At 70.5% G+C, this 20603-nt stretch carries 16 protein-coding genes and 1 pseudogene; 7 read left to right on the forward strand and 10 right to left on the reverse strand.

Annotation, left to right across the window (positions count from 1 at the left end; genetic code table 11):
• Positions 1 to 31 precede the first annotated feature (31 nt).
• Both StrepF001_RS36650 and StrepF001_RS36655 read left to right on the forward strand, forming a co-directional pair.
• On the forward strand, positions 32 to 2041 hold the full coding sequence (locus StrepF001_RS36650) for a transposase (protein ID WP_240797829.1): 2010 nt from the start codon (positions 32 to 34) through the stop codon (positions 2039 to 2041).
• 755 nt (positions 2042 to 2796) lie between these two features.
• A pseudogene (locus StrepF001_RS36655) lies at positions 2797 to 3649 on the forward strand (maleylpyruvate isomerase family mycothiol-dependent enzyme).
• An 84-nt stretch (positions 3650 to 3733) separates the two neighbouring features.
• On the opposite strand, the gene StrepF001_RS36660 reads toward StrepF001_RS36655, so the two are convergent.
• From StrepF001_RS36660 to StrepF001_RS36675, 4 genes are all read right to left on the reverse strand, one after another.
• The gene (locus tag StrepF001_RS36660; RefSeq protein WP_129802491.1) at positions 3734 to 4537 is read right to left on the reverse strand and encodes an endonuclease; all 804 of its coding nucleotides are present in this window, start codon (positions 4535 to 4537) and stop codon (positions 3734 to 3736) included.
• A 167-nt stretch (positions 4538 to 4704) separates the two neighbouring features.
• Positions 4705 to 5547: an alpha/beta hydrolase gene (locus StrepF001_RS36665; RefSeq protein WP_129802492.1), complete on the reverse strand. Its 843-nt coding sequence runs from the start codon at positions 5545 to 5547 to the stop codon at positions 4705 to 4707.
• Positions 5544 to 6137: a TetR/AcrR family transcriptional regulator gene (locus tag StrepF001_RS36670; protein WP_129802493.1), complete on the reverse strand. Its 594-nt coding sequence runs from the start codon at positions 6135 to 6137 to the stop codon at positions 5544 to 5546. Before StrepF001_RS36670 ends, StrepF001_RS36665 begins: the two co-directional genes overlap by 4 nt.
• A 133-nt stretch (positions 6138 to 6270) precedes the next feature.
• Positions 6271 to 6642 (reverse strand): hypothetical protein, encoded by a 372-nt coding sequence (locus tag StrepF001_RS36675; protein ID WP_129802494.1) that lies wholly within the window; start codon positions 6640 to 6642, stop codon positions 6271 to 6273.
• Positions 6643 to 6781: 139 nt separating this feature from the next.
• Here StrepF001_RS36675 and StrepF001_RS36680 point away from each other — a divergent pair, with 139 nt between their 5' ends.
• The 5 genes from StrepF001_RS36680 to StrepF001_RS36700 all read left to right on the forward strand — a co-directional run bounded on the left by StrepF001_RS36680 (position 6782) and on the right by StrepF001_RS36700 (position 14564).
• The gene (locus StrepF001_RS36680) at positions 6782 to 7636 is read left to right on the forward strand and encodes a serine hydrolase (protein ID WP_129802495.1); all 855 of its coding nucleotides are present in this window, start codon (positions 6782 to 6784) and stop codon (positions 7634 to 7636) included.
• A 76-nt stretch (positions 7637 to 7712) separates the two neighbouring features.
• Positions 7713 to 8729: an esterase-like activity of phytase family protein gene (locus tag StrepF001_RS36685; protein ID WP_129802496.1), complete on the forward strand. Its 1017-nt coding sequence runs from the start codon at positions 7713 to 7715 to the stop codon at positions 8727 to 8729.
• Positions 8730 to 8806: 77 nt separating this feature from the next.
• On the forward strand, positions 8807 to 12577 hold the full coding sequence (locus tag StrepF001_RS36690; RefSeq protein WP_129802497.1) for an ABC transporter ATP-binding protein: 3771 nt from the start codon (positions 8807 to 8809) through the stop codon (positions 12575 to 12577).
• An 80-nt stretch (positions 12578 to 12657) separates the two neighbouring features.
• Positions 12658 to 13050, forward strand: a complete 393-nt coding sequence (locus tag StrepF001_RS36695) for a hypothetical protein (RefSeq protein WP_206307054.1) — start codon at positions 12658 to 12660, stop codon at positions 13048 to 13050.
• A gap of 95 nt (positions 13051 to 13145) precedes the next feature.
• On the forward strand, positions 13146 to 14564 hold the full coding sequence (locus StrepF001_RS36700) for a S28 family serine protease (protein WP_129802498.1): 1419 nt from the start codon (positions 13146 to 13148) through the stop codon (positions 14562 to 14564).
• A 34-nt stretch (positions 14565 to 14598) separates the two neighbouring features.
• Here the strand turns inward: StrepF001_RS36700 and StrepF001_RS36705 are convergent, their stop codons facing one another.
• From StrepF001_RS36705 to StrepF001_RS36730, 6 genes are all read right to left on the reverse strand, one after another.
• The gene (locus tag StrepF001_RS36705) at positions 14599 to 15234 is read right to left on the reverse strand and encodes a hypothetical protein (protein ID WP_129802499.1); all 636 of its coding nucleotides are present in this window, start codon (positions 15232 to 15234) and stop codon (positions 14599 to 14601) included.
• A gap of 131 nt (positions 15235 to 15365) precedes the next feature.
• Positions 15366 to 17195, reverse strand: a complete 1830-nt coding sequence (locus StrepF001_RS36710) for a glycoside hydrolase family 3 protein (protein ID WP_129802500.1) — start codon at positions 17193 to 17195, stop codon at positions 15366 to 15368.
• Positions 17196 to 17531: 336 nt separating this feature from the next.
• Positions 17532 to 18332 (reverse strand): sugar phosphate isomerase/epimerase family protein, encoded by an 801-nt coding sequence (locus tag StrepF001_RS36715; protein WP_129802501.1) that lies wholly within the window; start codon positions 18330 to 18332, stop codon positions 17532 to 17534.
• A gap of 31 nt (positions 18333 to 18363) precedes the next feature.
• Positions 18364 to 19314 carry a helix-turn-helix domain-containing GNAT family N-acetyltransferase gene (locus StrepF001_RS36720; protein WP_129802502.1) on the reverse strand — a complete coding sequence of 317 codons (951 nt, stop codon included), beginning with the start codon at positions 19312 to 19314 and terminating at the stop codon, positions 18364 to 18366.
• Between the two features lie 77 nt (positions 19315 to 19391).
• Positions 19392 to 19991, reverse strand: a complete 600-nt coding sequence (locus StrepF001_RS36725) for a dihydrofolate reductase family protein (protein ID WP_129802503.1) — start codon at positions 19989 to 19991, stop codon at positions 19392 to 19394.
• Between the two features lie 158 nt (positions 19992 to 20149).
• Complete coding sequence (locus StrepF001_RS36730; protein ID WP_129802504.1) at positions 20150 to 20596, reverse strand: nuclear transport factor 2 family protein; 447 nt, start codon at positions 20594 to 20596, stop codon at positions 20150 to 20152.
• Between the last annotated feature and the right edge of the window lie 7 nt (positions 20597 to 20603).

Consider the following 20603-nt stretch of genomic DNA (forward strand, 5'->3'; position numbering starts at 1 on the left):
AGTCGGTGCGGGGTGTGTGAGGGGAGGGCGGGTGCGGCGCAGGGTCGTGGTGGGTGAGGGGGAGGTGCAGCAGGTCGCGGCGGCCTGTGCCCGCGCGCTGCGGGGTGTGGATGTGGTGAGTGGCGAGCGGCTCGGCGAGGCAGCTTTGGTGGAGCGGGCGGGCTGGCTGAGCGCTCTGGTCGGGTCGCTGGCTCAGGGCATGGTCCAGGAGCACTGGAGCGGGGCCGATCTGGCCCGGCTCGCCTCTGGGGTCGACCGTTCGGGTGCATCGCTGCCGTCGCAGGGGTGGATGGCGTTGCGGCGTCTGGGCTGGCCGGTGACCGTTCCGCAGGGGGTGTACGTCCCGGACCGGGTGGTGCGCATCGCGCAGGAGCAGGCCGGGCGGGTGCTGCGTTCGGCCTGGTGGCGTGCCGAGGTCACCGCCGCGCTGCTGGCGACCTGGCCCGCCGACCCTGCCCGGCGTACCGAGGGCGAGTGGGAGGCGCTGCGCGCCGCGCTGCCCGACGGCGGGGCGGTGGCGAGCGGCGTGTTGCTGGCCCGCACTCGGCAGATCGCTGCGTTCCAGGCCCGCCACAGTCGGCTGCCTGCGGACGTGACCGAGTGTGAGTCGGCGCCGGGGGCGGGCGGGCAGGTGGTGCTCGCGGCGGCCGACAGGCAACTGGCCACCCTTCAGCGCTGCCCGGAAGACCCGTTCCGCTACGCGGTGCTGACCCTGCGGATGCCTCTGCGGCCCGATCCCGCCTGCCGGGCCGACTGGCATCCGGTGCGTATTCGGTTCCGGCTGCCGCCCCACGTACCCGCCGCCGCGGTGCTGCGCCCGCCGACCCTGCGCGTCCGCGAGGGGCGGCTGCTTCTCGATGTGCCCTACGCCCAGGCGGTTTTGAAACCGGAGCGGGCCGGACACCGGCGGGCGGTGGCTTTCGACTGGGGGCTGAACACCCTGCTCACCGGCGGCACCCTATACCTGACCGATGAGGCCCAGCCGCGGGTGGTGACCGACGCCCGCCCAGTGTACTTCCGCGCGACAGGGGTGCTGGCCAAGGCCGACCGGCTGCGCATCCACGCAGAGCGGATCGGCGCCCGCATCGACCGGCTGCGCACCCTGATCACCTCCCGGCAGGAACGCGGGATGCGCCCGGATCCCTGGCTGGTGGCGAAGCTCGCCGCCCTGGAAGCCGAGCGGGACCGGGTGGCCCGGCGCCGTACCCGGCTGAACGCGGCCCTCGCCAAGGCCGCTGCCCGCTTCATGACCGACCACGCGATCGCCGCCGGAGCCTCGGTCATCTACCTCGAAGATCTCCGCGACATGCAAGCGCGCGGCAAGGGCCGCACGCTCAACACCCGCCTTTCCCAGACGGTACGTGGCGCCTTCGTCACCCACGTCCGCCACCGGGCCGCCGCCCACGGCATCGCGGTGGTCATCGTCCCGCCCCAGGGCACGTCGAAGCACTGCCCCCGGTGTCTGACCGAATTCCGCCACCACAAGGCCCCCAACCGTCGGGCGGCGGGCTGGGCCTGGGCGACCTGCCCGAACATCGCGTGCGGCTACAGCACCGGCCGGGACAACGCCGCCTGGCAGCGCATTGGCGCCCGCGGCCTGACCCACCAGCACCAGACCCGCCTCGACCGCACCGCCGGAGTCTTCGTGATCCGCAGCGTGGTCGAGGCCTTGGACCGCACCGGCACGGTCCAGCATCAGACCCGGGACCGCACCAAGAGCGGCCCCACGAACAAACGCCCTGTGCCCGGGAAGCGGCGCAGGGTCCCCGCCCCACCCGGCAACCGTGGCCCCACGGCACGGCGGGGTGGCAAGCGTCCGGCGGGGCGGACCCCCACGCACCCGAGACACCGCAGCCGGCGGTGGTCACGGCAGCAGGGACCGAACGCGATCGGCACCCCCGTACGGCATCAGCCGGACGGGGCCAGACTCGGGGCAGGCTTCCACCGCCACGCCCACACCACCCCCACCCGGGGATGGCCGAGTCACTCTCCCGAGCGGTCCCGGACACGCGGGATCGCCCAGGAAACCCAAGCCGATTAGAGACGCTGGGCGGCATGTCGCGAAAGCCGCTGCGTGTGGTCCACTCCCAGTAGTTGCCGTCGAAGAGCCCTCGCCGCTCCAGAAGCACACCGACCCGTCCGGGCAGGAGGGCGGGGCGGCGGCCTTGGCTGCGGTGGCACCGAGGGTCGGCAGGACGAGGCGGTCAGTGCGAGGGCGGCGGCGACGGACCAGGAACGAAGCTTCATGGGACCCCTCCGGGAACTCCGGTGCGCCCCGGCGGAATTGCCGAGGCGTTGCCGTCGTCCCGGCGGGGTGGCGTGGCCTGCCCGATTCAGCCTCTGGAGTTGGCCGACAGGCCGGCGGGACCGTCGAACATGGCCTGTCCCAGTGCGGCCATTGCCTCCGAGTCGTCACCCAAGGGGGACGAGAACGTCAACGGGATGCCACAGGCGATGTGGTCCAGTGCCACTTCCTCGGGGGTGCGTCCTTAGAGGAGGGCGATCGTGCGGAGCACTTCGGCTTGTGCGCCGGTATGGGTGAGTGTCACGGTGACGGCCTCGTCCGGTGAGGCGGTGGGCTCCGGCGGGGGACAGGAGCGTCGGCCACTGGGATCTCCTCGTGTGGGCCGTTTGTGTGCTGTGCGGAGATTCTGACAGTACCGCCGCGATGGCAGGACTTACTGCGGCGCTGCCACTTCCCCAGACTGCTCACGGACGGCGACCAGCATGGCAGCGCCCCTCCGTGAGGGGGGTATTCAATGGCGGACCCGGTCCGCGGACTGCCAGGCTCTGCCCATGAGGCCTCAGCTCAACGGCGTATCGGACTCCTCCTGGCTCGGCGAGCCGATCGACGCTCGCCCGCTGTTCGGGGCGGAGCTGACGTCCCTGCTCGATGTGCTGCGCGATCTACGGCCCGCTGAGTGGAGCAAGATGGCGGTCCCGGGCTGGAGCGTGCACGATCTCGCCGCTCACATCCTCGGCGACTACCACGGCCGTCTCGGCTGGAGCACAGACGGACACCGGCGCGCATTCGCGGCCGGAGAGCCGCTGGAAGCGTTCATCCATCGCGTCAACCAGGAATGGATCGACCTCCACGCCGGTCACAGCCCAGCCGCCCTCATCGACACCCTGGCACTGGCCGGGACCCAGGTCACCCGTCAATTCGAGAGGGCCGATCTTGACGCGACGGGGCTGTGAGTGTCCTGGGCAGGGGTCGATCCGGCGCCGAAGTGGCTGGACATCGCCCGGGAGTTCACTGAGTACTGGACCCACCGCCAACAGATCCGGCATGCCACCGGCCGGGAAACAGACCCAGAGCCCCGCGCCCTGTCCACGGTCCTGGACACCTTCATGCGGGCCCTGCCCCACACGTTGCGCGACACGCACGCAGCCGTCGGGACGCAAGTCCAGGTTGGTCATCGATGGGCCGCCGGGCGGCACCTGGACCGTAACTCTCACCGGGGACCGCTGGTCACTGGCCGAAGCAGCCAGGGGTCGGCCGACTGCATCCGTGTGGCTGGACGCTGAGATCGCCTGGCGCCTGTGCACCCGAGGCATTGGTCTTGGGACTGCCCTTGCCCGCGTCCGCATCAGCGGACAGCGTCAGCTTGCCGAAGCCGCCTGTCAGATCGTGTCCATCGTCTACTGAGCTTTGCTCGTCGAGGTTCATATCCATGGGAGGGCGAACTCCCAGCTTTCGCGGGAGTTCGCCCTCCCTGGTGTCCGACCGGGGCTACCAGATCGCCTCGACCCACTCCGGGTGGTCGATGAACGGGTTGCGGTTGCCCTGGTAGGTGTCGTAGATGAGCTCGTTGCGGCGCTCCTCGAAGGCGTCCGGCGGGTCCTCGTCGTTCCAGGCCTTCAGGACCGAGAGACGGCCGTGGTACGGGACGCTGCCGTTGGTGACGGCATCGTTGGGCTCCAGGTCGGGCCAGCTGTCGTCGCCCTCGTAGCGGACGGCCATGTAGAGGATCATGCGGGCCACGTCGCCCTTGACGGCGTCGCGGGGCTCGAAGGAGTTGGAGTCGGTCAGGCTGCCGCCGCTATTGGTGAACGAACTGCCGCCGTTGTCGAAGTCCTTGTTGCCGCGGATGGAGTTGACCTGCACGTCCTCGGGGCGCAGATGGTGCAGGTCGGTGCCGGGGCCGGCGGAGGTGCCGAAGTCGCCGTGGGACTGGGCCCACACGTGCTCGCGGTTCCAGCTGCCGGTGCTGCCGCCGTTGAGGGACTTGCTGCGGGAGATGCCGGAGTACAGCAGGATCACGTTGCTGCTGTTGTTCGGGTCCTGGTCGGTGACCTTCAGGGCGTTCCAGACGGCCGAGTACGAGATCGTCGTCTGGTCGCTGATGATCGTGTGCAGCGAGTCCTTCAGGGCTGTGCCGGTCTTGCCGATCGCGTCCTGGTAGTACGTGTCGTCGTACGCAGTGGTCGTCGCAGCGGCCGGAGTCGCGGTGAGCGCCGGGGTGGTGAGGCCGACCAGGACGGCGGCGGTGGTCAGCGCCACTGACTTCCAGCTGCGTATGCGTGTCGCCAGCATGTGGGGTGTCCCATCTACGCGGGTTGAATGAGGCGGCAAACGGGAGAGTGGCATGCACATGCTGGCGGCGTCGAGGGTCGGTACGTGTCTATTGGGTGACGGGAATCGGCAAATCGCCTCTTATTTACGCGAGTTGACGCGCCGATCGGCACCAGGGCGAGTGGGATTCAGGCCTTGGCGCGGAAGGTCTTCCTGAGGAGTTCGCCGAACTCGGCGGGGTGCGTGGTCAGGCCGGTGTGCCCGCCTGGGAAGTGCTGGAGTTCCGTGCCGAGACGCTCGGCCAGGAAAGCGGCCGGACGGTAGGGCAGCTCGCCGCGTGAGTCCTGGCCGCAGGCGAGCACGAGCCGGCCCGACAGCGCCTCCAGCCGGTGGACGTCCGGGGCATAGGACATGAAGCTGGGCACGATGCGTCCGACGAAGTACGGCAGGTTGGCCATCGTCTGCTCGGCCCGCGCCGCGGGTTGGGGTGGAAGCTTGATCTCGGCCTTCGGCTCGGTGGTGTCGCCGTCTTTCTTCAGGCCCGCAGCGAACATGGCCATCGCCGGCATGAGCCCTTGAGCGTGGAACGTCTCCTGCACGCGCGCGATGAGCGCGCGGTGTTCGGAGGCGTCGGGCAGGACCTCCACCGCCGGCGGCTCGTGCGCCACGACGCATGCGATGCGTTCGGGATGGGTGATGAGCAGGTGCAGGGCGGCGATCGCGCCGGAGCTGGCGCCGAACACCCGGGCGGGCTCACCGGGCGAGAGCAGTTCCAGCATTCGGAACGCGTCATCGGCGTGCTCGGCCACTCGCTGCTCGGCCTCGGGGTCGTCCAGTGTGCTTCGGGACATGCCGCGCGGGTCGTAGCTCGCGACGGTGTATTCAGCGGCCAGGTCGTCGGCAATGCCGTCGAAGGAGGCCGCGCCGCCCGTCCCGCCGGGGATCAGCAGAAGGAGCGGGCCCTGGCCGCGTACTTCGTAGTGCAGGGTCGCGCCGTTCACGCGCAGGCTGCCGATGGTCGGGTCGGTCATGCGGAGTCTCCTTCTCGGGACGGGGGCCAGTGCTCCAGCACGGCGTGCAGGGCGTCGAGGGCGCGGCTCCAGGACTGCTGTGGAGAACGCTCGTGTGCGAAGCCGCCCGCGGCCTCCAGGGCGACGAACCCGTGGAACGTGCTGCGCAGCAGCCGGACCGCGTCGGTCAGGTCGGGCTCGGCCAGTCGGTAGCCGCGCAGCATGCCGTAGGTCAGCTCGACCGCGCGCCGTGGTCCGGGCGCTTCGGCGGCCAGCTCAGGGTCGATCTGGATCGGGGTCTGCGTCGCCATGTAGCGGCCCGGATGCTGGTGGGCGTAGTCCCGCCAGGCGTTCGCAAACGCGACCAGCGCGTCCTTGCCTGCCCGCCCGGCGGTCGCCTCCGCGATACGGATGGTCTTCTCGTCCGCCGCCAACAGCGCGATCCGTCCGCGCAGATCCTCCAGGCTGCGGACGTGCGTGTAGAGGCTCGCATCCTTCACGCCGAGCCGCCGTGCCACCTGCGACATGGTCACTTGCTCGAGCCCGACCTCGTCCGCCAGCTCGGCGCCCGCGATCGTTACCCGCTCCGCCGTCAGCCCGGCCCGCGCCATGCGTCCTCCCCAAATCCTAGGGTATCTAGATATAACCTAGGAGCCCTAGGAAGCCTAACAGGGCGCATTCACGCAGGTGCTGCTGTTGCATATGACGGGTAATCAGAACTGGTCATCAACACAAGTGGCCTGGTCATGTCCCCAGGAGCCGGCCGAACTTCTCCGCGTACTTGGAGCGTTGTTCGTCATATCCGTCCGCGAAGGCCCGTTGCTTGTCCGGGCTCATGGTCTTGTCAGGCACCTGGCCCGCCGGGACGAGGTCGGGGATGTCGCGGAACACCTCGACCGCGGCCTTCCATCGGTCGCCTCCCAGCTTCCTCGCCCTCATGAGGTGATTTGCCATGGACGGCAGCAGCTTGCCGAGACTCTCCGAAGGCTGCTTCTTCGCGAGGAGTTCGTCCCGCTCGGGAGGTGTCTCGTCCGACTGGGCCAGGAGGCGCAGTGTCCACAGCGCGGCGAGCAGCCTTCCGGACGAGGAGTGATCGAGCAGCTCTTCTTTTGCCATGGTCAATTCATTGCCATGAGTCGGGCTCTCGAACTCTCGCCCCGAGGGCGTGTGTACAACTTTCGGCCACCTCGGCGAGTCAAGGGGAGGCGAGCGTGCACGGATGCGCTCGACACGCTCAAGGGGATGGGAAACCTCCATGACTCACCGGATATCCAGACGCGTCAGAGTCTTCGCTGCAAGCGCCGGCGCCGGGGTGCTCATACCGTGCGTCGCGGCCGCCTCGCCCGCCGCCGCGGCGACCACGCCCACCGTCAGCTGTACGTCCGCCAAGGCTGGTCTCGCCGACAAGCTGAAGAAGGACATCACCGCCGCCCTCGCGGGCCGCACGGGCAGCATCGCGGTCGGCCTCCACGACCGTTCCACGAACACCACCTGCACTCTCAGGCCCTCCACCGCCTACGACTCTGCCAGCATCGTCAAGGTCACCGTGCTGGCGACGCTGCTGTGGGACGCGAAGAAGCAGGGTCGCTATCTCACCGACCGCGAGGTCTCCCTCACCAAAGCCATGATCACCAAGTCGGACAACGCCGCGACCAGCACGCTCTGGAAACAGCTCGGCCTGACGAAGATCAAGGGCTTTCTCACCGCCGCCGGCATGACCCAGACCAAGCCCGGCGCGAACGGCTACTGGGGACTGACCCAGATCACCGTCACCGACGAGCAGAAGCTCCTCAAGCTCATCACCGTCAAGAACACGGTGCTCAGCGACAACTCCCGCGCGTACACCCTGAAGCTGATGGGCCAGGTCGTCTCCTCGCAGCGCTGGGGCACACCGTACGGAGCGCCCTCCACGGTCTCCGTGCACGTGAAGAACGGCTGGCTGCAGCGCGCCACCTACGGCTGGCGGGTGCATAGCGTCGGCGCCTTCAAAGGCGGTGGGCACGACTACACGGTCACGGTGCTCACCCACGGCAACAGCACCATGAACTACGGCATTACGACCATTCAGGGCGTCGCCAAGGTCATCCACCGGGACCTGGCCGCGAGCTGACGCCTCGAGCTTCGTGAGTACGACGTTTCATGAGGACGCCGCCCCTCCGTCACCGACTCGCCCTACGGTGACGCGCATGCGCCTGAGAACCGTATTCGCGACCGCCGCCGCAGGCCTGGCTGCGGCCACCTGCCTGACCGCCGTCGGCCCGGCGAACGCCCAAGAGAGCAACGCCTGTTCACCCTCCGTCTCCATCGCCGGCTTCTCCGACGCCCTCGACAAGACGACGTACGAGGGCACCTACGCCGGCAACTTCTCCGCGCTCGCCTCCGACTGGAACGGCACGCTCGCCGCGCTGTCCGACCGTTCCGCGCTGTTCGCCCTGGACGGCAGGACCCTCCAGCCGAAGGGCGTCGTCCAGCTCGCCGACGAGAGCGGGGCCGCGCTCGACTCCGAGGGTCTGGTCCTCGACTGGAACGGTACGTACCTCGTCTCCTCCGAGACCGAGCCCTCCGTACGCCGCTACTCCCGCGACGGCCGGATCCTCGACCGGCTCCCCGTCCCCGACGCGCTCCGGGTCGCCCCGGCCGGCCGTGCCGTCGGCAACGGCACCTTCGAGGGGCTGACCATGCTGCCCGGCGGCCGTACGCTCATCGCCTCCATGGAGTACGCGCTCTCCGGTGACAGTGCGGGCATCGTCCGCCTCCAGACCTGGAAGCGTCACCACGGCAGCTTTGCGCTCGGCGCCCAGTACGCCTACCGCGCCGACACAGGCCTCGGCGTCCCCGAGGTCACCGCGACCCGCGACGGCCGTCTGCTCGTCCTGGAGCGCGGCTTCACCCCCGGCGTCGGCAACACCGTCCGCCTGTACCTCGCCGACCCGCGCCGCGCCACGGACACCAGCGGGATCGGCAACCTGACGGGACAGGACGGCGTACGACTGATCAAGAAGACGCTGCTGGCCGACATCGCCGACTGCCCCGATCTCGGAGCCACCGCCAAGCAGCCCCAGCCCAACCCGCTCCTCGACAACATCGAGGCCATGACGATCACGGGCCACCGCAACGGCCGTCTGAACGTCCTCCTGGCCAGCGACGACAACCAGAACGCGGTCCAGACGACGCGGTTCTACTCGCTGCGCGTGCGTACGTGATTGTTGCGGAGGGATGAAATCCGGTTCGATCCGCGTTGGTGCCTTCCGGAAGATCAGATCTGCAGGAGGGCACCGGCGTGGCACCGCAACGGGGATGGGCACGGAGACTGTGGGATTACGCCTGGCGATATCCCAAGGACGTCGTCCTGGCCCTGGGCTCCTCGCTCGCCGGCATGGCCGTCCTGGCCCTGGTCCCCCTGATCACCAAGGTGATCATCGACGATGTGATCGGCGACCGCACCCGGGGCATGGCCCCCTGGGCCGGTGCCCTCATCGGCGCCGCGCTGCTCGTCTACGTCCTCACCTACATCCGCCGCTTCTACGGCGGCCGCCTCGCCCTCGACGTCCAGCACGACCTGCGGACGGAGATGTTCGGGACGATCACCCGGCTCGACGGCCGCCGTCAGGACGAGCTGTCCACCGGTCAGGTCGTCGGCCGGGCCACCAGCGACCTCCAGCTGATCCAGAGCCTGCTCTTCATGCTCCCGATGACCATCGGGAACCTCCTGCTCTTCCTGATCTCCCTCGTGATCATGGCGTGGCTGTCGTTGCCGCTCACGCTGGTCGCCCTGGCCGTGGCCCCCGCTCTCTGGTTCATCGCGAAGCGCTCCCGCTCCAAGCTCCACCCCGCCACCTGGTACGCGCAGGCCCAGGCCGCCGCCGTCGCGGGCGTGGTCGACGGTGCCGTCAGCGGCGTCCGCGTGGTGAAGGGATTCGGGCAGGAGGACCAGGAGACCGGCAAGCTGCGCGAGGTCGGCCGGAAGCTGTACGCCGGGCGGCTGCGCACCATCCGTCTGAACAGCAAGTACACCCCGGCCCTGCAGGCCGTCCCCGCCCTCGGCCAGGTCGCGATGCTCGCGCTCGGCGGCTGGCTGGCCGTGCGCGGCCACATCACGCTCGGCACGTTCGTCGCCTTCTCCACCTACCTCGCCCAGCTCGTCGGCCCGGTCCGCATGCTGGCCATGGTCCTCACCGTCGCCCAGCAGGCCCGCGCCGGCACCGAACGCGTCCTGGAGCTGATCGACACCGAGCCCTCGCTGAGCGACGGCACCAAGGAACTCCCCGCCGACGCCCCCGCGACCGTCGAGTTCGACGACGTCTCCTTCGCCTACGACGACTCCAAGCCGGTCCTCCAGGGGCTCAGCTTCGAGATCCGCCCCGGCGAGACCCTCGCCGTCGTCGGCTCCTCCGGCTCCGGAAAGTCGACCGTCTCCCTGCTCCTGCCGCGCTTCTACGACGTGACGCGCGGCGCCGTCCTCGTCGGTGGCCACGACGTCCGTGAGCTGACCCTCGATTCCCTCCGGTCCGCGATCGGGCTGGTCCCCGAGGACTCGTTCCTGTTCTCCGACACCGTCCGCAACAACATCGCGTACGGCCGCCCGGACGCCACCCAGGAGGAGATCGAGAACGCCGCCCGTGCCGCCCAGGCGGACCGTTTCATCGCCGAGCTCCCCGACGGCTACGACACCACGGTCGGCGAGCACGGCCTGACCCTCTCCGGCGGCCAGCGTCAGCGCATCGCGCTCGCCCGCGCCATCCTCACCGACCCGCGTCTGCTCGTCCTCGACGACGCCACGTCCGCCGTGGACGCCCGTGTCGAGCACGAGATCCACGAGGCGCTGGGGCACGTCATGCAGGGCCGGACCACGCTGCTGATCGCGCACCGGCGCTCCACCCTCAACCTCGCCGACCGCATCGCCGTCCTCGACGCAGGCCGCCTCGCCGACCTCGGCACCCACGAGGAGCTCCAGCGCCGCTCGGCCCTCTACCGCCGCCTGCTCACCGACCCCGACGGACTCGGCGGCGTCTCCCCGGGCCACGCCCAGCCCGCCGTCCCGCCGGAGGACACCTCCGTACGCGACGAACTGGACGCCGAGTTCGACGCGGAGCGCGGGGTCACCCCCCGCCTGTGGACCGGCGACCGCGAGCCGAAGGACACCGCGCTCGCCGGGACCCCCGCCACCCCCGAACTCCTCACCCAGGTCGACGCCCTGCCCCCGGCCACCGACACCCCCGAGGTCGACGAGGCGCGCGCGGTCCGGCCGGAGGAGTCGTACGGGCTGAAGCGGCTGCTGCGAGGCTTCGGACTGCCCCTGCTGGTCAGCCTCGGCCTCGTCGCCGTCGACGCCGGCATGGGACTGCTGCTGCCCGTGCTGATCCGGCACGGCATCGACAGCGGCGTGACCCAGGCCGCCCTCGGCGCCGTGTGGGCGGCCTCGCTGCTGGCGCTGCTCGCGGTGCTCGCGCAGTGGGCCGCGCAGATCGGCGAGACGCGGATGACCGGCCGGACCGGCGAACGCGTGCTGTACTCGCTCCGGCTGAAGATCTTCGCCCAGCTCCAGCGGCTCGGACTCGACTACTACGAGCGGGAGCTGACCGGCCGGATCATGACCCGGATGACGACCGATGTCGACGCCCTGTCGACGTTTCTGCAGACGGGCCTGGTCACGGCGTTCGTCTCGGTCGTCACCTTCTTCGGCATCATGGTCGCCCTGCTGGTGATCGACGTACAGCTCGCGCTGGTCGTGTTCGCCACGCTGCCGCCGCTGATCATCGCCACCTACTTCTTCCGCCGCGCGAGCGTGAAGGCGTACGAACTCGCCCGTGAGCGCGTGTCGTCGGTCAACGCCGACCTTCAGGAGACGGTGTCCGGGCTGCGGATCGTGCAGGCCTTCCGGCGTGAGCGGGACGGCGGGCGGCGCTTCGCGGAGCGCAGCGACAGCTACCGGCAGGCCCGTATCCGCGGCCAGTGGCTGATCTCCGTGTACTTCCCGTTCGTGCAGTTCCTGTCGTCGGTCGCCGCGGCGGCGGTGCTGATCGCGGGTGCCGGGCGGGTCGAGGCGGTCACGCTGACCGCGGGCGCGCTGGTCGCGTACCTGCTGTACATCGACCTGTTCTTCGCCCCCGTGCAGCAGCTCTCCCAGGTCTTCGACGGCTACCAGCAGGCGTCCGTCTCGCTCGGCCGTATCCAGGAGCTGCTGCAGGAGCCGACGTCCACGAAGCCGGCCGGCGAACCCCGCGACGTCCGCTCCCTGCGCGGCGACATCGCCTTCGAGGACGTGCACTTCGCCTACGGGGACGAGGAGGAGGCCCTCAGCGGCATCGACCTGACCGTCCCCGCCGGGCAGACCGTCGCGTTCGTCGGCGAGACCGGCGCGGGCAAGTCGACCCTCGTCAAACTGGTGGCACGGTTCTACGACCCCACCAGCGGCCGGGTCACCGTCGACGGCCAGGACCTGCGGGCCCTCGACCTCACCTCGTACCGGCACCGTCTCGGCGTCGTCCCGCAGGAGGCGTACCTCTTCCCCGGCACCGTCCGCGACGCCATCGCCTACGGCCGCCCGGACGCCACCGACGCCGAGGTGGAGGCGGCGGCCCGCGCGGTGGGCGCACACGAGATGATCGCCACGCTGGAGGGCGGCTACCTCCACGAGGTAGCCGAGCGCGGCCGCAACCTCTCCGCCGGGCAACGGCAGTTGATCGCGCTGGCCCGCGCCGAGCTGGTCGACCCGGACGTGCTGCTCCTCGACGAGGCGACGGCCGCACTGGACCTGGCGACGGAGGCACAGGTCAACCAGGCGACGGACCGGCTGGCAGGGCGTCGTACGGCCCGCCCGTCGCCCGACCACCACCCCTCATCGAGCGCTTACGCGCGCACCACCTTGATTGTGGCGCACCGGCTGACCACCGCCGCCCGGGCCGACCGGGTCGTGGTGATGGACCACGGCCGCGTCGTGGAGGACGGCACACACGAGGAACTGCTGGCGCGCGGCGGACAATACGCCGAACTGTGGCGGACGTTCGTCGGTGCACCGGAGCCGGAGGAGCCGGTAGCCGCGTCTCATTGACGGTCGTGCAACCATCCGACATACGTCGTGCGTCCGTACACCCGTACGCCATGTGTCGCGGTACGGGAGGGACGGGCGAAGTGGACAAGGGAGCGACAGGGATACGGCGGGGGCTCGCGCTCGGCATGGCCGTACTGACCGCGTCCGGACTGCTCGCACTCGCGGCACCGGCCGAGGCACAGGCGGCCGCCTCCTGCACCGGCCGCAAGGTCAGGACCCTCCCTTTCTCCACCGGCACCGTGCACGTCTACAAGCAGGGCCGCTACGTCTGCGCCGTCACGCTGGCCAAGAACCCCGGCCGCGAGCGGACGATGTCGGCCAGCGTGCAGGCGCGCGGCCACCGCCCGGTGGTCCGCAAGGACAAGCGCACCCGCCGCATCAGCACGCCGCTCGTGTACGTGGGGAACCGGTGCGTGTGGGTCAAGGGCTCGGTGAGCGGGGGCTCGGTGAGTTCGGGCTGGATCCTGTGCTGAACCCCTGGTCAGGCGTGCGTGCCTGAAACCCCTCTGGTGTGAACGGAGTTGCTCCGATAGCTTCCGGCGCACATCTGTTCTCACAGGGAGGGTGCATGCGCAAGGCGCTCAGATGGCTGCTCGCGCTCACCGTGCTCATAGGCACGTTGAGCACGGCGGGGGCGGCCACCGCCGCTCAGCCGGAGGCCACGGATATCAAGGACCGGCTGCTCTCCATACCGGGGATGCGGCTGGTCGAGGAGAAGCCGTACACCGGCTACCGCTTCTTCGTCCTCAACTACACCCAGCCGATCGACCACCGCAGGCCCTCCAAGGGCACGTTCGAGCAGCGGATCACCGTGCTGCACAAGGACGTCTCCCGCCCGACGGTCTTCTACACCGGCGGCTACAACGTCTCCACGAACCCCAGCCGCCGCGAGCCGACGCAGATCGTGGACGGCAACCAGGTCTCCATGGAGTACCGCTTCTTCACCCCGTCCCGGCCCAGCCCGGCCGACTGGACGAAGCTGGACATCTGGCAGGCCGCCAGCGACCAGCACCGCATCTTCAAGGCGCTCAAGCCCATCTACGACAAGAAGTGGATTTCCACGGGCGGTTCGAAGGGCGGCATGACCGCCACGTACTACGAGCGCTTCTACCCGCGCGACATGGACGGCGTCGTCGCCTACGTCGCCCCCAACGACGTCGTGAACAAGGAGGACTCGGCGTACGACGAGTTCTTCGCGCACGTCGGCACCGAGGAGTGCCGCGACCGGCTGAACGGCGTCCAGCGCGAGGCGCTCGTGCGCCGGGAGCCGATGGAGCAGAAGTACGCGGCGTACGCGGCCGAGAACGGCTACACCTTCAACACCGTCGGCAGCCTCGACAAGGCCTACGAGGCCACGGTGCTCGACTACGTGTGGGGCTTCTGGCAGTACAGCCTGCTGTCCGACTGCGACACGATCCCCGCGGACGCGAAGAACGCCACCGACGAGGAGATCTGGAACTCGATCGACACGATCGCCGGGTTCTCCTTCTACACGGACCAGGGCCTGGAGCCGTACACGCCGTACTACTACCAGGCGGGCACGCAGCTGGGCGCGCCGACGATCGGGTTCCCGCACATCGAGAAGAAGTACATCCGCTACGGCTACCTGCCGCCGCGCTACTTCGTGCCGCGGGACATCGAGATGCGCTTCCAGCCGGGTGTGATGCGGGACGTGGACAGCTGGGTCCGCCACAACGCGCACCAGATGCTCTTCGTCTACGGCGAGAACGACCCGTGGGGTGCCGAGCCGTTCCGCCTCGGCAAGGGCGCGCGTGACGCGTACGTCTTCACCGCCCCCGGCGCCAACCACGGCGCCAACGTGGCCGGCCTCGTCGCCGACGAGAAGGCGCTCGCCACGGCAAAGATCCTGAAGTGGGCGGGCGTCGCGTCCGCCACCGTCCAGTCGGACCCGGCGGCGGCCAAGCCGCTGGCCAAGTACGACGCGAAGCTGGACAAGCGCGGCGCGGAGCGGACCCTGCGTCCGTAACCCGTGCAACCCCGGTGCTGTGCCCGCCCGTCGACTACAGCGGGCGGGCGCAGCCCACCGGGTTCTCGCCGCCCAGTTCGACGTAAAGGGCCGTCGACGCCGGGCAGTCGGTGCGGGTGGCGACGGCCTCGGTCACCTCGTACTCCGGCTGCTGCTTGCCCCTGCCGTTGCACGCGGTCTCCCGGACCTGGCCGCCGCCGGAGTCGTAGACACAGTCGCCGACGATGGTGCGGGGGCCGCCCCCGCCGCCGGGATCGCCGGGGTGCGGCGGCTGGAGTTTGCGCATACAGGCGTAGCCCTGCGGGACCGCGCCGTCGCCGTCCTCGTCGTGCGAGGGGCGCTGTTCGCTGATGTGCAGCACGAAGTCCGTGGTCGCCGGGCACGGCGGCCCCTCGCTCACCCTGCCGTCGTGCCGCGCCACGACCCGCGCCGCCGCCCGCTCACTGGTGCAGGAGACCTCGGTGAAGCTGCTCGTACCGAAGGAACTGCACTCGTCCACCGCGAGGAACACCGCCCCGAACCCGGAGGGCCGCATCGCCGAGGCCGACGCCGTCCCCCCAGCGCCCGGCGGATCGTCCTCGGACCCCCCGTTCGCGGGCGCCTGACAGCCCATCAGTACGGCCGCCAGCAGGACCGGCAGAGCAGCCCCCACCGCACTTTTCCCACGCATGGTCATTCCCCCCACCCCCGTCCAGCGTGACCCGCCGCGGCGGGCCCACGCCAGACAAGCAGGGTGCTTTGCGCACGTTGGGGGTGTTGCTTCGGGTGTGCGGCGTACGGCGCCCTACGTCCAATTGACGGCTAGTACGTCAGCCCGTGTCCGATGGGATACAGCACCCGCGCCGGATCGTCGGCCCGCTGCACCGGCACCGGCAGCTTCCCGCGCGGCTCCACCCGCCCGGCGATCACCCGGGCGGCCGCCCGCAGCTCGACGTCCGTCCAGGAGTACGCGGCCAGGTAGGCGCGCACCCCGGGGAGTCGGGCCACGTCGTACGGATTGCGGACCGCCACCGCGACCACCGGCTTCCCGGTCGCCAGCAGCCGCTCGACCAGCGTCTTCTGTGCGCTGCTCGCCGTGACGTTGTACGTGCCGACCACCACGGCGTCCGCGTCCCCGGCCGCCGTCACGGCCTGGTCGATGGCCGTCGCCGACGGATTGATGCCGGTCGACAGCGGGGTCGCCGTAAAGCCCAGCTCGGTCAGGGCGCCCGCGAGCACACCGGTGGGCGGGCCCGTGGTGCCCGACGGCGAGGCCGGGTCGGCGCCGACGACGAGCAGCCGGGGATGCTCGCGCCGGGACAGCGGCAGCAGCCGCCCCTCGTTGACGAGCAGGGTCGTCGTGCGCTCGGCGATCCGGTCGGCCGCCGCCAGGTGCGCCTTCGTGCCCACCGTGCGGTCGACGCCGCGCGCGCTGACGTACGGATCGTCGAACAGCCCCAGCTTCGCCTTCAGCCGCAGCACCCGCAGGATCGACTCGTCGAGCCGCTCCTCGGTCAGCTCGCCGTCCTGCACGGCCCCCAGGACCGCGTTCCAGGCGACGTCCAGCTTGGGTGCGTTGAGCAGCAGGTCCACGCCCGCCTTCAGCGCCAGCACCGGCACCCGGTCGTCGCCGTACTTCGTCCGTACGCCCGCCATGTCGAGGGCGTCGGTGACCACGACGCCGTCGTAGCCGAGCTGCTCGCGCAGGATGCCGGTGAGGATGGGGCGGGAGAGGGTGGCCGGGTCGCCGGAGTCGTCCAGCGCGGGGACCAGGATGTGCGCGGTCATGATGGAGTCGATGCCGGCCTCGATCGCCGCGCGGAAGGGCGGAGCATCGAGCGTCTCCCACTGTTCCCGGGTGTGCTTGATGGTGGGGAAGCCGTAGTGGCTGTCGACCTCGGTGTCGCCGTGCCCGGGGAAGTGCTTGGCGGTCGCCGCGACCTTCGAGCGCTGGTATCCGGCGACCTCGGCGGCGACGAGGCCGGCCACCGCGGCCGGATCCGCGCCGAAGGAGCGGACGCCGATGACCGGGTTGGCGGGATTGACGTTCACGTCGGCGACCGGCGTGTAGTCCTGCTGGATGCCCATCGCGCGCAGTTCCTCGCCCGCGATCCGGCCGAGCGTACGGGCGTCGGAGCGGGAGCCGCCGGCGCCCATCGCCATCGCGCCCGGGAACAGAGTGGCCGGCTTGCCCACGCGGGCGACGATGCCGTGCTCCTGGTCGGTGGAGACGAGCGCGGGCAGTCCGCGCGGCAGTGCGAGGGACGCCCGCTGGATGCCGTTGGAGAGGTCGGCGATCTGGTGCGGGTCGCGGGTGTTGTGCGCCCACACGAAGTAGATGACGCCGCCCAGGCGGTACTTGGCGATCAGCTCGGCGGCCGTCCGCACGCCGAACTCCCTGAGGTTGGCGTCGATGTCGGCCTGGTCGGGGGCGGTCGCCGAGTGACCGTAGACCCGGGAGACGAAGAGCTGGCCGACCTTCTCCTCCAACGTCATACGGGAGATGAGGCGGCGCAGCGGGCGGTCGTCGGCGCGGGCGTGGGCGCGGGGGCCGACCGTGAGGGCCGCGGTCACGCCCGCGGTGGCGGCGAGGACAGTGCGTCTGGAGGGGATCGCGGTGTTTCCCGTGCTTCCCGTGCTGGTGTGGTGCACGTGCGCTCCTTCCGGAGGAGGTCCGCTGAAGGAAACTTCCAAAGTGCCACCAATATCCGGGAAGTTTCTGCCGGTCAAGGGGACGCACAGGGAAGGGGCGAGGGGCCGCCATCGGCGCATGGGAGGGGGGCGCGCCGATGGCGGCGGGGTGCCGGCCGCGGTACGGCGGAGAGGGTGGTCAGCGTTCGCAGCCAGCAGCGAGGCCGACACCGCACCGAGGAGACTCATCCGGCAGCCTGGCCCTTGGACGACAGCGGTACGGGGCGGGTTCCCATTCCGCACGGTTTCAGGGAAGTTGGGCACTCCGCCGCAGGGACCCTCCGGAGCAGTGGCCGGTCACGCCGAGTCGTTGAGGAGGCGTCCGAGGTGGTCCCGGCCTCCGTCCAGCAGACCGGGAAGCGGCGCGGCCGCCTCGTACCAGCGCTTCTCGTACTCCCAGCACAGCCAGCCCTCCCAGCCGTGCCGGGAGAGGATCTCGACGCACTCGGCAAGCGGGAGGACGCCCGCGCCGAGGGGGAGCGGGGTGGTGTCGGTGGCGGAGGCGATGTCCTTGACCTGGACGTAGCCCAGGTAGGGGGACAGCGCCGCATAGCTCTCCGAGGGCTGCTCGCCGCCCAGCCAGGTGTGCATCACGTCCCACAGGGCGCCCACCTGGCGGTGGCCGACCTGCCCGAGGACGCGGATCGCGTCGGCGGCGGTGCGGTGCGAGTCGTGGGTCTCGAGGAGGATGCGCACGCCGGCGTCGGCGGCGTACTCGGCGGCCGTGCCCAGGCGGCGTGCGGCGGTCGCGTCCGCCTCGGCGGGCTCCTGGTCCGGGCCGCCTCCGGGGAAGACCCGGATGTACGGGGCACCCAGGTCGCGGGCCAGGTCGAGGAGGTCGCGGATCTCGGCGAGCACGGGCCCGTCGGCGCCCGGCGCGGCCACGCGCGCGTACCCGGCGAGGCCCAGGATCTCGACGCCGGCCGCCTTGAACTCGGCGACCGTGTCGGCCCGTGCGGTGAGATCGAGGCCGGGGTGGACCGGCTCCTCCGGGTGCGCGCGCAGCTCGACGCCGTGGTAGCCGTGGGCGGCCGCGAGCCGGGCCACCTCCGGTACGGGGAGGCCGGGGACGCCGAGAGTGGAGAACGCCAGTTTCATGTACCCAGCTTCATACACACCGGCGTTCCCGTCACTCCGGGGTCGCGCGCAGATCCAGCCGCCAGTCCTGGCCGACCAGGTCCTTGCCGAAGGAACGGTGCGGTCTCTCGGCGACCAGGACGAAGCCGTGGCGCTGGTAGATGCCCCGGGCGGCGGTCAGGACGTCGTTCGTCCACAGCACCAGGTCGCGGTAGCCGACACCGCGGGCGAAGTCCACGACCGCCGTGACGAGCCGGTCCCCGATGCCGAGGCCGCGCGCGTCCGGCTCGACGAGCAGAAGCCGCAGCCGGGCGGTGCCGGGCACCTCGTCCCGTACGCACATCACGCACCCCACCGGCCGCCCGGCCAGCTCGGCGATCCACGCCCGCTCCAGATGCGGATCGTGGTCCTCGGCGAAGTCGGCGACGATCCTCGCCACCAGGCCCTCGTAGTCGGTGTTCCAGCCGAACTCGGTGGCATACAGCGCGCCGTTGCGCTGCACGATCCAGCCGAGGTCGCCCGGGCCGGGTTCGCGCAGCACGACGTCTTTGGGGTCCTCGGGGACCTCCGGGTGCGCTGCCCGGCCGCCGCCCAGGATCGTACGGACCGTCCGCATCGCCTCCACGAGCCGCGGCCGGTCCTCCGGCGGCACCGTGGCCAGCAGCGCCCCGACCGTCTCCCGCGCCCGCTCGTCGAGCAGACCGGCCGCCTCCCGGCCGGGCGCGGTGAGGGTGATACGGCGGCGCCGCGGATCCCGCTCCGACGGTCCGCGCTCGATCAGCCCGTCCTTCTCGAACCTGTTCAGGATGCGGCTCAGATACCCCGCGTCCAGATGGAGTTCGGCACGCAGATCGGCGGCGTCCGTGCCCGCCGAGTGCGCGAGCTCGTACAGGACGCGGGCCTCGGTGAGGGTGTACGGAGCGTAGAGGTGGCGGCCGTAGTCGAGGGCGCCGATGACGTTGGTGTAGAAGCGGTTGAAGGCGCGGATGTCCTGGACGGTCATGATCGCCGACCCTCCGGATCGTTGACTCAGTCAGAGATACCGTCGGGTTGAGCGTAGGACTCCCGCGCCCCCCGCGGCTACCCCTCGGCGGCCGGCCGGTAGACGCACACGTTCACGCCCGTCTTCCCGGTGACCGTGGAGACCAGCTCGAACGGCCGCTTCCCGCCGTCCTCCGGGAAGATCGACTTGCCGCCGCCGAGCAGCACCGGCATCACGATCAGCTGGAGCTCGTCCACCAGACCCTCGCTCAGCAGCGTCCGGACCAGCGTGGGGCTGCCCATCATCGCCAGGTCGCCGCCCTCGGCCGCGCGCAGTTCCCGGATCCGGGCCACGGCCTCGCCGCCGGGGACGAGGGTGGAGTTGTTCCAGGTCAGGTCGGCGTCGGTGAGGGTGCTGGAAACGACGTACTTCTTGAGGGAGTTCATCTGGTCGGCGAACGGGTCGTCGCCCGCCCGCTCGGGCCACGCCGCGGCCATCGTCTGCCACGTACGCCGCCCGAACAGCAGCGCCTCGGCCCTGCTCAGCCCCCCGTCGAAGACCGGGCCGAGCACCTCCGGGTCGAAGTACGGATGCGACCAGCCGCCGTGGGCGAAGCCCCCGTCGGTGTCCTCCTCGGGCCCGCCGGGCGCCTGCACGACTCCGTCGATGCTGATGAACTCGGTGACCACGATGCGCATGGGGCTCACTCACTCCTGTGTCGGTTCCTGAGCTGACGCCGATGAAGACCGACGCCCCGCCGGAAACTCATCGCCGCCCCGCGAAAAGATCGCGCGACACCGCGTCCACCGCGCTGCCGGGCACCAGCCTCGCTGCGGAATCCCTCATTCAGTAGTGATCAAGAAACAGCTCGAGCTTCGGCGTCCGGCAACATCGGCGGCCGCCCCTGCGTCCACACGGCCCGCACCGAGACCCGGCTGAAGCGCCAGCCGTCCGAGGTGCGGCGCAGGTCGCCCTCGTAGATCCCGCCGACCGTGAACACCGAGTCATCCTCGTGTACATGGAACATCAGCGCGTTCCAGGAGACGCTGCCCCGGCCCGCCCCGGCGTCCACGTCGGCGAGGATCCCCGAGGCGACGTGCTGTGTCCGCGCGTACCGCCCGAGCGCTTCCTTCGCAGCCTGCTCGGCCTCCGCCCCCTCGGCGGTCCCGAGGGGCGTCTCCATGCGGGCGTCGGCGGTGAAGAGGGCGTCCATCCAGCCGGGGGTGAAGTCACGGGCGTCCAGGGCGCGGAAGAGACGATGGACGAGGGTGTGGATGTCCATGGTGCTGTGGTGATCGGTCATGGGGAGA

The organism is Streptomyces sp. F001 (assembly GCF_004187715.1).
In the GTDB taxonomy this organism is placed as follows: Bacteria; Actinomycetota; Actinomycetes; order Streptomycetales; family Streptomycetaceae; genus Streptomyces; species Streptomyces flavusporus.

Excerpts from the sequence above, each read along its gene's own strand:
- StrepF001_RS36660 (WP_129802491.1), bottom strand. The coding sequence starts at position 4,537 with ATGCTGGCGACACGCATACGCAGCTGGAAGTCAGTGGCGCTGACCACC.
- StrepF001_RS36720 (WP_129802502.1), bottom strand. The coding sequence starts at position 19,314 with ATGACCGTCCAGGACATCCGCGCCTTCAACCGCTTCTACACCAACGTC.
- StrepF001_RS36670 (WP_129802493.1), bottom strand. The coding sequence starts at position 6,137 with ATGGCGCGGGCCGGGCTGACGGCGGAGCGGGTAACGATCGCGGGCGCC.
- StrepF001_RS36730 (WP_129802504.1), bottom strand. The coding sequence starts at position 20,596 with ATGACCGATCACCACAGCACCATGGACATCCACACCCTCGTCCATCGT.
- StrepF001_RS36665 (WP_129802492.1), bottom strand. The coding sequence starts at position 5,547 with ATGACCGACCCGACCATCGGCAGCCTGCGCGTGAACGGCGCGACCCTG.
- StrepF001_RS36680 (WP_129802495.1), top strand. The coding sequence starts at position 6,782 with ATGACTCACCGGATATCCAGACGCGTCAGAGTCTTCGCTGCAAGCGCC.
- StrepF001_RS36700 (WP_129802498.1), top strand. The coding sequence starts at position 13,146 with ATGCGCAAGGCGCTCAGATGGCTGCTCGCGCTCACCGTGCTCATAGGC.
- StrepF001_RS36725 (WP_129802503.1), bottom strand. The coding sequence starts at position 19,991 with ATGCGCATCGTGGTCACCGAGTTCATCAGCATCGACGGAGTCGTGCAG.
- StrepF001_RS36685 (WP_129802496.1), top strand. The coding sequence starts at position 7,713 with ATGCGCCTGAGAACCGTATTCGCGACCGCCGCCGCAGGCCTGGCTGCG.
- StrepF001_RS36705 (WP_129802499.1), bottom strand. The coding sequence starts at position 15,234 with ATGCGTGGGAAAAGTGCGGTGGGGGCTGCTCTGCCGGTCCTGCTGGCG.
- StrepF001_RS36715 (WP_129802501.1), bottom strand. The coding sequence starts at position 18,332 with ATGAAACTGGCGTTCTCCACTCTCGGCGTCCCCGGCCTCCCCGTACCG.
- StrepF001_RS36675 (WP_129802494.1), bottom strand. The coding sequence starts at position 6,642 with ATGGCAAAAGAAGAGCTGCTCGATCACTCCTCGTCCGGAAGGCTGCTC.